Annotated in this window: 12 protein-coding genes and 1 pseudogene; 3 read left to right on the top strand and 10 right to left on the bottom strand. The window is 66.0% G+C overall.

Annotated features, from left to right (window positions below; translation table 11 throughout):
- Nucleotides 1-146 precede the first annotated feature (146 nt).
- The 5 genes from K3F48_RS17730 to K3F48_RS17750 all read right to left on the bottom strand — a co-directional run bounded on the left by K3F48_RS17730 (nucleotide 147) and on the right by K3F48_RS17750 (nucleotide 5,536).
- On the bottom strand, nucleotides 147-1,817 hold the full coding sequence (locus K3F48_RS17730; RefSeq protein ID WP_255609293.1) for a DEAD/DEAH box helicase: 1,671 nt from the start codon (nucleotides 1,815-1,817) through the stop codon (nucleotides 147-149).
- Between the two features lie 268 nt (nucleotides 1,818-2,085).
- Nucleotides 2,086-2,427, bottom strand: a complete 342-nt coding sequence (locus K3F48_RS17735) for a TIGR02300 family protein (RefSeq protein ID WP_222576765.1) — start codon at nucleotides 2,425-2,427, stop codon at nucleotides 2,086-2,088.
- Between the two features lie 152 nt (nucleotides 2,428-2,579).
- A complete protein-coding gene (locus K3F48_RS17740) occupies nucleotides 2,580-2,792 on the bottom strand; it encodes a cold-shock protein (RefSeq protein WP_222576766.1) in 213 nt (70 codons plus the stop codon).
- A 362-nt stretch (nucleotides 2,793-3,154) separates the two neighbouring features.
- On the bottom strand, nucleotides 3,155-3,790 hold the full coding sequence (locus K3F48_RS17745; RefSeq protein ID WP_222576767.1) for a TetR/AcrR family transcriptional regulator: 636 nt from the start codon (nucleotides 3,788-3,790) through the stop codon (nucleotides 3,155-3,157).
- A 12-nt stretch (nucleotides 3,791-3,802) separates the two neighbouring features.
- Nucleotides 3,803-5,536, bottom strand: coding sequence for an FAD-dependent monooxygenase (locus K3F48_RS17750; protein ID WP_222576768.1), 1,734 nt, complete (start codon nucleotides 5,534-5,536; stop codon nucleotides 3,803-3,805).
- 555 nt (nucleotides 5,537-6,091) lie between these two features.
- Between K3F48_RS17750 and uppP the strand changes: the two genes are divergently transcribed.
- From uppP to ppa, 3 genes are all read left to right on the top strand, one after another.
- Nucleotides 6,092-6,964 (top strand): undecaprenyl-diphosphatase UppP, encoded by an 873-nt coding sequence (gene uppP / locus K3F48_RS17755; RefSeq protein WP_222576769.1) that lies wholly within the window; start codon nucleotides 6,092-6,094, stop codon nucleotides 6,962-6,964.
- Nucleotides 6,965-7,083: 119 nt separating this feature from the next.
- Entirely contained in the window at nucleotides 7,084-7,605 is a 522-nt protein-coding gene (locus K3F48_RS17760) for a GNAT family N-acetyltransferase (RefSeq protein ID WP_222576770.1), read from the top strand.
- A 30-nt stretch (nucleotides 7,606-7,635) separates the two neighbouring features.
- Nucleotides 7,636-8,175, top strand: a complete 540-nt coding sequence (ppa, locus tag K3F48_RS17765) for an inorganic diphosphatase (protein ID WP_222576771.1) — start codon at nucleotides 7,636-7,638, stop codon at nucleotides 8,173-8,175.
- Here the strand turns inward: ppa and K3F48_RS17770 are convergent.
- The 5 genes and pseudogenes from K3F48_RS17770 to K3F48_RS24995 all read right to left on the bottom strand — a co-directional run.
- Entirely contained in the window at nucleotides 8,129-8,584 is a 456-nt protein-coding gene (locus K3F48_RS17770) for a DUF1636 domain-containing protein (protein WP_255609296.1), read from the bottom strand. The two genes, ppa and K3F48_RS17770, sit on opposite strands and share 47 nt — an antisense overlap.
- A 75-nt stretch (nucleotides 8,585-8,659) precedes the next feature.
- Complete coding sequence (locus tag K3F48_RS17775) at nucleotides 8,660-9,070, bottom strand: adenylyl-sulfate kinase (RefSeq protein ID WP_222576772.1); 411 nt, start codon at nucleotides 9,068-9,070, stop codon at nucleotides 8,660-8,662.
- A 151-nt stretch (nucleotides 9,071-9,221) separates the two neighbouring features.
- Nucleotides 9,222-10,442 (bottom strand): PepSY domain-containing protein, encoded by a 1,221-nt coding sequence (locus tag K3F48_RS17780; RefSeq protein WP_222576773.1) that lies wholly within the window; start codon nucleotides 10,440-10,442, stop codon nucleotides 9,222-9,224.
- A gap of 181 nt (nucleotides 10,443-10,623) precedes the next feature.
- Entirely contained in the window at nucleotides 10,624-11,535 is a 912-nt protein-coding gene (locus K3F48_RS17785) for a PepSY-associated TM helix domain-containing protein (RefSeq protein ID WP_222576776.1), read from the bottom strand.
- Nucleotides 11,495-11,836: pseudogene (locus K3F48_RS24995) on the bottom strand (PepSY domain-containing protein); the annotation flags it as partial. The pseudogene K3F48_RS24995 and the gene K3F48_RS17785, both read right to left, overlap by 41 nt.
- Nucleotides 11,837-12,215: the final 379 nt, after the last annotated feature.

The raw sequence follows: 12,215 nt of genomic DNA on the forward strand, positions 1-12,215 counted from the left end.
GCGGCCGTCCTTCGAGACGCCGCCTGCGGCGGCTCCTCAGGACGAGGGTTGGGGACTTTATCCTTCACCCGATTGCCCTGGCGCTTCGATCGACTCCCATCCCGACAAGAACGATACGGCGATATGACAGATCGGTCCGACAACCGTCACGGTTTTCGAGTCTCGCGCCGCGGCTTCGGCCTTCGTTTTGGCTCCGCGTCTTTTTTCGGCGGCTCGACGGTTCGCGGCTCCGACGAACCGCTCAACCGTTCGACACGAATGCTGTCGCCGCCGGGCCGACGCATGTCGGCGAGGAATTGCGCGGCCGCCGGCTCGGCGATTTCGACCTTCGTTTCATGCTCGAAGATCTGGATCGCTCCGATGTCTTGCCGCATGAGATTGCCCTTGCGACAGAGCATCGGCAGCAGCCATTTCGGATCGGCGTTCTTGGTTCGGCCGATGCCGAGACGAAACCACACGGCGCCGCCGGGCAAGCGGGACGGACGCGGCGCTTTGACGGAATTTGCGGCAGGCGTCCGAGGCGCGCGCGGCTCCCGGCGCTGCGGCTCCTGTCGGGGCTCCTGCCCGGGATCGACGACCGCCTCGGTCGCTGGAAGCCGCGCGCGGTAGAGACGAACGAGCATCGCGCCGATCTGCTCGGGCGTTCGGTCCGCGAGCAGCAGCTTCGCCGCCTCGAAATCCTCGTCTCGCGGCGGCTCCGACAGCAGCGGATCGTTCATCATGCGCTTGCGATCGAGCGCGTCGATCTCTTCGGCCGAGGGCGGCCCGCTCCAAAATGCGTAGGCGCCGGCGTCGCGCAACAATCGTTCGGCGCGATGACGTCGCGCGGGGGCAACGAGCAGCGCGCTCACGCCCTTGCGCCCGGCGCGCCCGGTGCGGCCGCTGCGATGCTGCAGAGCTTCCGCGTCATGCGGGAGATCGGCGTGAATGACGAGGTCGAGATTGGGCAAATCTATGCCGCGCGCCGCGACGTCGGTCGCGACGCAGACCCGCGCGCGTCCGTCGCGCAGCGCCTGCATGGAGTGATTGCGCTCATGCTGGCTGAGCTCGCCCGACAAAAGCACGGCCGCGAACCCACGCTCGAGCAAGATCGCATGCAGATGCCGAACGGACTCGCGCGTATTGCAGAACACGATCGCCGTCGGCGCCTCGAAATAGCGCAACAGATTGACGGTCGCGAGCTCCGTCTCTTTCGGAGCGACGCGCACCGCGCGATAGTCGATGTCGCCGTGACCGCCCTCCCCGCGCGCCACGTCGATCCGCCGCGCGTCGCGCTGATAACGCTTCGCCAGAGCCGCGATGCCTTTCGGCATGGTGGCCGAGAACAGGAGCGTGCGCCTCTCCTCGGGCGTCGCCTCGAGAATGAACTCCAGGTCCTCCCTGAAGCCAAGGTCGAGCATCTCGTCGGCTTCGTCGAGAACGACGGCGACGATGCCCGTCGTATCCAATCCGCCGCGCTCGATGTGATCGCGCAAACGTCCGGGCGTTCCGACGACGATATGCGCTCCCTCCGCCAATTTGCGGCGCTCGAGGCGCGCATCCATGCCGCCGACGCAAGCGACGATTCGCGCTGCGGCGTGCTCGTAGAGCCAGCCGAGCTCGCGCTCCACCTGCAAGGCGAGCTCGCGCGTCGGCGCGACGACGAGCGCGAGAGGCGCTCGCGGGGCCGTCAGGCAATCGGCCTCGCCGAGAAGCGTCGGAGCGATGGCCAGACCATAGGCGACCGTCTTTCCCGATCCCGTCTGAGCGGAAACGAGAATGTCTCCCCCTCGAGCTTCGGCGGACAGCACCGCCGCCTGCACCGGCGTAGGCGACATGTAATTGCGCTCCGCCAAGGCTTTGGCAAGCGGGGCGCGGGCGTTCGAGAAGGTCACGAGTGAATTCGCCTGGAAAGTGGACGGGAGGCAAGACGATCGCTCGGCATAGTCTCGGAGGAGCGAGCTCCGCGGAAGTCGGCGGATCGGGGGCTGCCGGGTCGGAGCGGAGTCGCTTTCTTCGCGGCCCCCTCGTAGCGTGATCCAGCCGATTTGAGCGAGCCTTGAGAGACTCGCTCTCGAGAGGCTTCAAATTCGTCGACGCAAGCCGCTAGATGAGGTCGTCGATCTCCTCGATCTTTTCGTCCTCGTCGATCGGCTGCGGAATGCCGTCGTCGGTTTCTGCGTCGTCTGCGTCTGCGTCCGTGTCGGCTTCCGCTTCATCCGCCTCCGCCGACACCTCGTCATCCTCGGCCGAAGGCTGGCCGTCGGGAACGCGCGCCTCGCTCTGCATCGGGCGATACGGAGCCCTCCGCGGCGCAGAGCGGGGCAGCTCCACGACTTGAAAAATCGTGGCGCATTTCGGACAGGTGATCGGGTCGCGATTGAGGTCGAAAAACGCCGCGCCACAGCTCAGGCATCGGCGCTTTGCGCCAAGTTCGGCTTTCGCCACGGCCTTCTCCTCATGTGTGATCGCTTCGTGCTGCGCGCCTGATTTAGGCCGGCGCCCGAGAGCGATGACGACAAGTCGCGCGCCCCGTCCTCAGCCCCGTTCCCGCCGCCGGTACATCCGCGGTCGACAGGAATGGGTCGAGAACTCAGGCTTTACGCCTCGACCTGCAGCTGGTCGGCGGAAGATTTGCCGCTGCGTCTGTCGATGACGGTCTCGTAGGAAATTTTCTGGCCTTCCGCGAGTCCGCGAAGCCCCGCGCGCTCCACCGCGCTGATGTGAACGAACACATCCGCCCCGCCGGAGTCCGGCTGGATGAAGCCGAAGCCCTTCTGCGAGTTGAACCATTTTACGACGCCGGTTTGCATGAGTTTTCCTTTTCCTCTACGGGCGTGACAGTTTGGCGGTCGCGCGCGCGCGATCGCATGAAGATCGAAGCTTTGGGGAGAAAGTCGCACGCCGACGCGCCTGCAAAGGCGGGAAAGCTCGTCCGTTCGGCCGAAACTCGATGAGCGAGATATAGGGCGTCGGGGCAAAAAAGCAACTGACCGGTTTTTGCCGAGACGGGACCTCGTCCGTGAGGCCCCTGGGATCGCACATGACCGCGCCGGATCCGCCTATCGGATTTGCGAACCATCGAGCAGGGTCGCCAAGAGGTGCGGCCTGCCCGAATGTGCATGTTTGCGAGCTCGGCGGATTCAGCGTCGATAACCGACCTCCGAGACGGCCCTCATGATCGCGCCTCCGCCGCGATGGCGCGTCGCAGAAAGGCGATCGCCTCGTCGCGATAGGCGATTTCATTCCCGGACACGGAGCCGCCGGCGACGTCGCGCGCGACCTGATCGAGCGTGGCGGAGATGAGACGGGCGGCATAGGCCGGCGTGAGATCGCGGCGGAGGAGTCCGGCTCGCTGGTCGCGTTGGATAAGCGACGCGAGCTTTTCGACATGCGGCTTACGCAATTCCTCGGACCGTCGAGACTCGCCGAACAGCAAGGCTTCGGAGCGAAGGAACGGCAGAATGTCGGCGTGGTCGCGGCAGACGGCGGCGCCTGCGTCGATGAGGCGCCCGACGAGCTCGATCACTGGAACGTCCGACGAGAAGCAGGCGGCGATCTTTGCCTCGATCGCGCGCTGGATCTCATCGGCGAGCGCAACGATCAGAGACGCCTTGGTCTCGAAATAGAGATAGAAGGTTCCTTGCGCGACGCCCGCGGCGGCGACGATTTCCGGCACGCTCACCTCGTCGTAACGCTGCGCGGCGAGCAGGCGGCGCGCGGCGCGCAAAATCCGCTCGCGCGCGTCGCCACGCGGCCGGCCGCGCGACCGCTTGGCTCGCGGCTCGGAAGCGTCGAGAGCTTTGGTCATGGCGCGATCGTGCTATCGCGCCCGCCCATGCGCAAGCGGCGCTAGAGCGGTCACGGGCCGCCCGACGCCCAATTTATCTGCGAGATAACGCCGCAGAGGGGCCGCGAGCGCCGGCTGGCTGCGAAAGCCGATGAAGCCGTCGGGCCTGACGAGGAACAGGCATTGGTATTTTCCGCCATAGCGCGCATGCAGCGCGCCATTGCTGTCGTGGAGCGCGCCCGGGAATGGCGTGCGCGTGATGAGACGTGGCGAGAGAAGCCGACCGAGCTCGGCGCGCAGCGCGCTCGCGAGACGAGAGAGCCGTGCGAGATCGCTTTGCGTCGGATCATCGCCGCCGAGAATGAGGACGATCGATCGCAGCTCGTTCGCCATCATGCGGTGCAGGCTCGTCTCGTCGCCGTCGGGCGCGACGAGTCCGGTCGCGTCCGGCGCCCAATCGCCCGGCGCAGGCGCCGCGCGAAAAGCGATATGCGAGGCGATCGCGCGAAAGGGCTCGCCCTTCGCGATCGCCGTGAGATGGTCCATGAAAGGCTGGACATATTGGTCGACGATGGCGCTGTCTCGATAATGAAAGGCGGTCGCCGAAAAAGCGGCGCTGAGCCTTTTCTGCACGAAGCGCGAGCGGCCGAGCGAAGCCGCCGCGAGATCGCGCAATGCAATCTTCGCCGGACTGTCGAGGCTGATGGCCTTCTGCGCGATCTCTGTTTCGCGGACGATGGAGCGAATGATCGGAAGCCGCTCGGCTTCATAGCTGTCGAGCAAGATCGGCGCGGCGGCGCCTTCGATGACGGCCGCGAGCTTCCAGGCGAGATTGATCGCGTCCTGGACGCCGGCGTTCATGCCCTGGCCGCTCTCGGGGCTGTGGATATGCGCCGCGTCGCCGAGCAGGAACACGCGGCCCTTGCGCAGGGACTCCGCGACGCGGCTGGAGACGCGGAACGTCGAAATCCATTGCGGATCGCGCAAGACTCCGTCGAACTCGGGAAAGCTCGCGAAGCCGTGCTGAAGATCGGCGACGTCGACATGATCCGCGGTGATCTCCGGCCGGTCGGTCACATCGACCACGACACGCCAGTTGCCGTCCTTCAGCCGGCCGAAGATGGCGAAGCGGCCGGGCTGCAGCAACGTATGGATCTCATGCTCGGCCCAGCGCGCCGCGCGCGGAAAGTCGATCGCGAGATCGCCGGTGGCGAATCGGCCTTCGAGAGATTTGCCGACGAAATCGACGCCGAGCGATCGCCGCACGAGGCTGTGAGCGCCGTCGCATCCGGCGATATAATCGAAGCGCGCCTCCTCGAGCCGGCCATCCGCGCGACGCAGCACCGCGGTCGTTCCCGTTTCGGTTTGGGCGAAGGCGTCGAGCGCCACGGGCCGCTCGATCTCGACGCCGCATGCGCGCAGACGCTCGATGAGGAAGCGCTCGCTCTTGCCCTGCTGCACGAGCAGCGAGAATGGATAGGGCTGGTCGGCGCCGCCTTCGAGGCCGATGCGAAGCATGCGCTTCCCGCTCGAATAGAAATTGGCCGCGCGCAGCGTCATTCCGGCGTCGAGAAAGGAGGCAGCCGCGCCATTGCGGGCGAAGGCTTCGATCGAGCGCGGATGAAGACCGATGGCGCGGGACTCCGAATCGGGCCGCTGCGGCGCCGCGTCGATGATGCGGACGCCGAGGCCGGCGCGGGTAAGCTCCAGCGCCAGCGTGAGGCCCGCAGGCCCGCCGCCGACGATGAGGACGTGGGAGGTGGTCATGGCTGCCCCATAATATATACTGACAGTCACTATATTAAATATATCCGCCGCCGGCGCAACTCCGAACCGGCGCGGCAAAGGCGCGCGCTTCGCCGCGCAGGCGGCGGCCATGGCCTACCGCCGGTCATCATGTTCGCGCGAGAGCCGCTCGACGAAAACATTGTCCCGCCAGGCGACTTTCCCGTCCATGCTGATGGAAGCCTGCGCATCCGCATCCCGAAATCGGCGCGAAAGAACCGAATATGAGCGTCCTCTCGCTGGTCGGGGTGGCGTCGTGCGCCGCGCGCGATGCATATCCGTAGGGAAATATTTCAATGTCGCCTCGGCGACATGATTTGACCTCGTTCGCAGTCTTATACGACATCCACCGCGTCGAAGATCGAGCTTTCTCTATCCCGCATATCTCACCCCACGGCGCCGGTCGACGGGGTTGCGGGGGAGTTGGGCGCGGCTCCAGGTTGATCCTCGACCCTCAGTCTGAGACAAAGCGTCGACCGCCGCGCCGGGGCGATTCGCGCGCCGAGGCGGCCTGAGCCTCGTTTCGGAGAACGCCTCATGGCCTCGGCCTGCACCGCCGGACTCGACACCGGCTTCATCGAGCTCGGCTACGCCAAGGTGGCGGCGCTCGGCGTCGTCCAGGGCGTCACCGAGCTGCTGCCCATCTCGTCCACCGCCCATATGCGCATCGTGCCGGCCCTGCTCGGCTGGAAGGACCCGGGCTCGGCCTTCTCCGCCGCCATGCAGCTCGCCGCCCTCGCCGCCGTGGTCAGCTATTTCTGGGGCGACATCCGCTCGCTCGCCGTCGGCTCCACCCGCGCGCTGCTGCGGCGCGATTTCACCGATTGGAGCTTCCGCTTCGTCGTGTGGATCGCGCTGGCGACCATTCCCATCGGCATCGCCGGGCTCGCCCTCTCCCACACGCTCAACGCCTGCGGATCGCCGCTGCGCAGCTTGCCCGTCATCGGCGTCTCCTGCCTCGTGATGGCGGCGCTGCTCGCCATCGCCGAACTCTATTGCAACCACTCGCGCACGCTCGACCATGTGAGCTTGAAGGACGCGCTGATCGTCGGCTTCGCGCAGGTCGGCGCGCTGATCCCGGGCGTCTCGCGATCCGGCTCCACCCTGACGGCGGCCCTGTTCCTCGACCTCAAGCGCGAGCAGGCGGCGCAATTCTCCTTTCTGCTCGGCCTGCCGGCGATCACCCTCGCCGGCCTCAAGGAGCTCTATGAGCTGCACAAGGCCCATCTCGACGCGCATGGCTGGTCGGTGCTCGCCGTCGGACTTGTCGTCGCCTCCATTTCCGCCTTTGCGGCGATCTGGGGGCTCCTGCGCATCCTCGAGCGATTTTCGGCGTGGCCCTTTGTCGCCTATCGGGCCTTCATCGGAATCGTGCTGCTGATCGGCGCGTCGACGGGCCTGCTCGCTTGAGCGGTCGGCGACGCCTGGCTCGAGCGGGACGGCGGGACACGCCATCATCTTTTATTTTTGTTCGCTTTGTCGGCGCCGAGCACTTGCCGAACAGGGCCCTCGGGACCTAACATCGCCCCATGGTCAAGATCGCCTCCTCCATTCGTCATGCCGGCCCCGGCGACGCCGAGGCGATCACCCATGTGCATGATCTGTCCTGGCGCGACGCCTATCGCGGCCTCATTCCGGGAGGCGAGCTCGAGCGCATGATCGCCCGTCGCGGCCCGCAATGGTGGGCGCGGGCCATCGTGCGCGGCAGCGGCATTCTGGTGCTGGAATTCGGCCGCCAGATCGTCGGCTATGTCACCTATGGGCGCAACCGCGTCCCCTCCATGCCCTATTCGGGCGAGATTTTCGAGATCTACCTGCTGCCGGAATATCAGGGCCTCGGCTTCGGCCGCGAGCTGTTCAACGCCGCGCGGCAGGAGCTGGCCGAGCACGGCTATCTCTCCACCGTCGTCTGGGCGCTGGCGGACAATGACAAGGCGCTCGGCTTCTATCGCCGGCTCGGCGGCCTGCCGATCCGCCAGGCGGAGGAGCGCTTCGGCGACGACATGCTGACGCGCGTCGCCTTCGGCTTCGTCTCCGCGCCCGTCCGCTGACTCAAATCCCCCATCCCAGGAGCTGTTTGCATGCGTCTCGACGCCATCAAGATCGGCGTGAATCCTCCGTTCGAAGTCAATGTCGTGATCGAGGTGCCGCTCGGCGGCGAGCCGATCAAATATGAGCTGGACAAGGCGTCGGGAACTCTGGTCGTCGACCGTTTTCTCTACACGTCCATGCGCTATCCTGGCAATTATGGCTTCATTCCGCACACATTGTCGGAGGACGGCGACCCTTGCGACGTGCTGGTCGCCAACACGCGCCCGATCGCGCCGGGGGCCGTGATCGCCGTGCGGCCGATCGGCGTGCTCTACATGCGCGACGAAGCGGGCGGCGACGAGAAGATCATCGCCGTGCCTGCGCCGAAGCTCACCAAGCGCTACGAGAAGGTGGAGAACTATACCGACCTGCCGGAGATCACGACCCGGCAGATCGAGCATTTCTTCGCCCATTATAAGGACCTCGAGCCGGGCAAATGGGTGGAGTCGGCCGGCTGGGGCGACGCCGAGGCGGCGCGCAAGATCATTTCGACCGCGATCGAGCGGGCGAAAAACGAAAAGAGCGAGTAGCGAATAGCGAATAGCGAGTAGTTCTATTCGCTATTTCGCTCGCCTCACTTCGGCGGGGCGGCGTGCGCGACACGCCGCCCCTGCGGAACGCCTCGGGCCGGTCCTTCTTCGGCACGCGGCCATTCTCGGAGGCGGCGTAGAGGCGCAGGGACAGGACCAGGTCCTCGACGTCTTTTTCGGCGTCGAAATCGCCGAGCACGACGGTCCATTTGCCGGGCGCGGCCATGGCCAAGGTGCAGGGCCGGGTGCAGACGCCGAGACATTCGACGGTCTCCACCGCGATAATCTCGCGGTCCTGCGGCGTCAGCCGCGCCTCCAGCCGCTCGACGAGCTGCTGGCCGGGCCGCACCTCGGGCTCGTCCTTCAGGCGGCACAGGGTGCAGATATAGACGGTCATCTTATCCGACATGAATCCTCGCTTCGCTCGGGCGGCGCAGCCGACCCCGAATATTGAAGCGGGTCTTACACGCAGTTCGAGGATCGCTCAACGCGACGGCGCGGAGCGGATGAGCGCGGCGATCCGCTCGGCCCAGATGGCCGCAGGCTCGCCCGCCGTCACGCGCAGCTCATAGGCCGAAGGCGGCGCGAACAGGCGATTGGTGTCGGGAAAGCGCCCCTCGCTGATCCGATCGACCCAGACCACGATCGCCGGGCCGAAGGCCTCGCGCGTCTGTGGCGTCGGGCAGACAAAATCGGCGATGGCGATCCCGCCCGCCTCGACGACCTTGTCGCAGAGCCAGCCCATGCGGCGGGCGTGCTCGATGCGGTCCTCGAGCGAGAAGCCCAGATCCTTGTTGATATTGGCGCGAACCTCGTCGGCATTGAACAGCACCGCTCCGACCATCGGAGCGAGCGCGCGCGCGAGCGTGGTCTTTCCCGCGCCGGGAAGGCCCATGATCAGAATCTTGCGACGAGCGTTACCGGTCATTCTCGCAGGGAGGTCGCGGGAGGTGAATCGACAGGCGAGAGCTTTAGGTCAAATCGCCGCTCGCGCCAAATCCGCCCCGGCGCCGCGCGCGCCGGGCCGCCCTCCCCTCCCGCCGGCGTCAGGCGTCGGTCGTCTCCAGCGCCGGCGCCGGCGCCGGCGCGCCAGAGGCGTGCTTCACACGCGCCTTGCGCTTCTTCCACCAGATATAGGCGCCGGTGCCCGAGAGCATGGCGATGACGACGCCGAGCACGCAGACGAAAATGCGGTAGGGCATGCCGAACACCGCGGCCATGTGCAGCGCGGCGAGCCAGCTGGTGATCGTATTGCCGGCGCGCTGCCCGCTCGGCATTTCGACCCCGATGAAACCGCCGGTATAGGCGTCGAACAGGACATAGGTCGCGCCGATCTTGTCGCCGAGGTCGCGCGACGAGCGCACGCGATATTGAAAGACGCCTTTCTCGCGCAGCAAATAGAACGCGTCGAGCGACTCCACGGAAAAATCATTGGCGCGGGCCTGCTCGTCCATCAGCCGGGCGCCGATCGCCTGCGCCTCCTCCCAGGGCAGCAGCGCCTTGCCCGGCGCAGGCTCGACCTTCAGATCCCGCGCCCAAACCGCCGGCTCGTAGTCGAAGAAGAGGCTCGTGGCGCGCGTGTAGAAGCCGTTCAAATTCCAATAGACGCTGGACCAGGCGAAGATCAGCAGAGCGATCCACAGCCAAAGGCCGCTGGCGCGGTGCAGATCGAAATTGATGCGGTAGAACGAGCCGCGCAGCTTGACGAGCCAGGCCGGCTTCCAGCGAGAGAGCCAGCCGCGGGCGTTTCCGCGGCTCGGCAGCGGCAGAGTGAGATAGAAGCCGACGAAGCAGTCGATCGTCCAGGCGAGCGCGATGAAGCCCAATATCCATGCGCCGACCGTTCCCATCGCCAGCTCGTAATGCAGGCTGTAGACGAAGGGCATGATGGCGGCGGCGCTCGTCGGCAGGCCGCCCCATTTGACTCGGCCGAGCTCCTCGCCGGTGACGCGGTCGAGGATGATGGAATCAAAATCGAGCGCCGCGGCGCCGGGCTTCGCCTCGACGCCGATATGGGCGACGCCCTGCTCGCCGAGATAAGCGGTGTTGACGATCACGTTGGGCGCCAGCGCCTCGGCGCGGCGCAGCAGCGCCGCAGGCTCGAGCGGGACACCCGCATGGACGCCCGGATGCATCTTTGGGGCGAGCCAGTGCTGAAGCTCGGGCAGGAACGCGAGCAGGCTGCCGGTCAGTCCGACGATGACGAGAAAGCCCGCCATGGTCAAGCCGACCCAGCGATGCAGCCAAACGAAAAATCCACGAGTCATAGATGGCCTCCCATTCCGCATCTCTTCAAACGCTCGTCGCGCCTCACGCCTCGATCCGCCGCGCCGCGCGCCTCTCGGGCAGCATCCGCTTCGCCCGCCGCTTCTGCAGCCAGCGTATGACGCCCGTCACGAAGAGCAGTGGACAGGCGAGCCCGGTCACGAACACCAATATGCGGCCGGTTCAGCCGAACGCGCGGCCGGAATGCAACGGCCATTGCCATTGCATGAACACTTCGCCCGCCGTCGCATGTACCGGATCGCGCACGCCGAGAATGTCGCCCGAATATTGATCGACGAAGACGCAGCGCTGTCCGATGAAGCGGCTGATCTCTTCAATGTCCTCGCGGCAGAGCTGATAGGCACCCGTCGCATCCTTCGGGAAATCGATATGGGCGAGCCGGCCCTCGGGATAGCGGCGCGTCGCGGACGAGACGGCCAGCTCGAAAGGCATGCGCGATCGGCCCGCGGGGGCGCCGGAGACGAGCTCGCCGCGCTGCGCGGCGCCGAGCGGCGAGAACAGCTCGACCACCCATTGGAACTGCGTCGTCAGATTCATCGAGACGCCCGAGATCAGCACAGCGAGCAGCACCAGGGCCGTGTAGATTCCGCCGAGCTTGTGGAGATCGTAATTCAGCCGCTCGCCGCTCGCATGCCGCTTGAGCGTGACGGCGCCGAGCCATTTGCCCGGCGACGGCCACCAGAGATAGACGCCGGTCGCGACCGACGCCATGAGCAGCAGCGCGGCGATTGCGACGACGACGCCGGGGTCGCCGGCAAGGTCATAGAGCAGCAGCGACCAATGCAGCTGAAAGAGGAAGCTCATGAAGCTGTGGCGCGTGACGCCGCTCTTCGACCAATAGACGCGATCTCCCAGAATTTTCGCCGTATACGGATCGATGCAGAGGCGGCGCGTGTCGCCATCTGGCGCCTCGTAATAGAACCTTGTAGCAGCCGGTCTCGTTGCGCGGCGTGTAGACGCTGCCGACCTTGGCGTCCGGCGGAAGGGCGGCCTCCAGCGCCTCGCGAATGCGTCCGAGCGGCAGAAATGCCGCTTCGCCTTCCGACGGCGCCTGCGAGGTGAACATCGCAGGATCGAGGATCTCGTCGATCTCGTTCCAGAACACCAGCGCGCTGCCGGTCAATCCGATGAGAACCAGCATCGCGCCGGCGACGAGGCCGATATAGAGGTGAATGTCGAGCCATAATTTGCGCCGCGCTTTCAGCCGCTCGCGACGGCGGCGAGCGTCCGCGGCGAGCGGGCCCGGCGCGGACGCCGTCCCCTCGCAAATGTGCTGATCGGACATGAATAATGGCCTCCTGACGACGATCCTGGACGCGGGAACGCCGCGCCCGCCGCTCGGGATCGCCGCCGCGCCGAAACCTCGGCGCGCCATAATACCCAATGCCGCGAACGCCGCCAGAGCCGTCGCTCGGCAAATCAGAGCAGTCGGGTGAACGACGGCAGGGACGCATGACCCTCCCCTTCAGGGCTAAGCGAGGCACACATTTCGAGGAGGCCGTCATGGCCGGGCTCGTCCCGGCCATCCACGCCGCCACGCCGCGGTTTCTTGCAAGTTCATGCGCGGCGTCGCCGCCCGGCGACAGTCTCCGCAACTTGGCGCAAAAACGAGACGTTCGCAGATCGCTGACGCTTTCCAAAAAATATCTCAGTGGCTTGGCGTGGATGGCCGGGACAAGCCCACGGCTGTCCGGCACAAAAATTGGTTGTACAAGCGCATGACATTGATTCTAATCCGGTCCTGAGTTTGGCGA

It is taken from the genome of Methylosinus sp. Sm6, from assembly GCF_019802345.1.
In the GTDB taxonomy this organism is placed as follows: domain Bacteria; phylum Pseudomonadota; class Alphaproteobacteria; order Rhizobiales; family Beijerinckiaceae; genus Methylosinus.

Excerpts from the sequence above, each read along its gene's own strand:
- K3F48_RS17745 (WP_222576767.1), bottom strand. The coding sequence starts at position 3,790 with ATGACCAAAGCTCTCGACGCTTCCGAGCCGCGAGCCAAGCGGTCGCGC.
- ppa (WP_222576771.1), top strand. The coding sequence starts at position 7,636 with ATGCGTCTCGACGCCATCAAGATCGGCGTGAATCCTCCGTTCGAAGTC.
- uppP (WP_222576769.1), top strand. The coding sequence starts at position 6,092 with ATGGCCTCGGCCTGCACCGCCGGACTCGACACCGGCTTCATCGAGCTC.
- K3F48_RS17730 (WP_255609293.1), bottom strand. The coding sequence starts at position 1,817 with ATGTCGCCTACGCCGGTGCAGGCGGCGGTGCTGTCCGCCGAAGCTCGA.
- K3F48_RS17780 (WP_222576773.1), bottom strand. The coding sequence starts at position 10,442 with ATGACTCGTGGATTTTTCGTTTGGCTGCATCGCTGGGTCGGCTTGACC.
- K3F48_RS17770 (WP_255609296.1), bottom strand. The coding sequence starts at position 8,584 with ATGTCGGATAAGATGACCGTCTATATCTGCACCCTGTGCCGCCTGAAG.
- K3F48_RS17750 (WP_222576768.1), bottom strand. The coding sequence starts at position 5,536 with ATGACCACCTCCCACGTCCTCATCGTCGGCGGCGGGCCTGCGGGCCTC.
- K3F48_RS17775 (WP_222576772.1), bottom strand. The coding sequence starts at position 9,070 with ATGGGCCTTCCCGGCGCGGGAAAGACCACGCTCGCGCGCGCGCTCGCT.
- K3F48_RS17740 (WP_222576766.1), bottom strand. The coding sequence starts at position 2,792 with ATGCAAACCGGCGTCGTAAAATGGTTCAACTCGCAGAAGGGCTTCGGC.
- K3F48_RS17760 (WP_222576770.1), top strand. The coding sequence starts at position 7,084 with ATGGTCAAGATCGCCTCCTCCATTCGTCATGCCGGCCCCGGCGACGCC.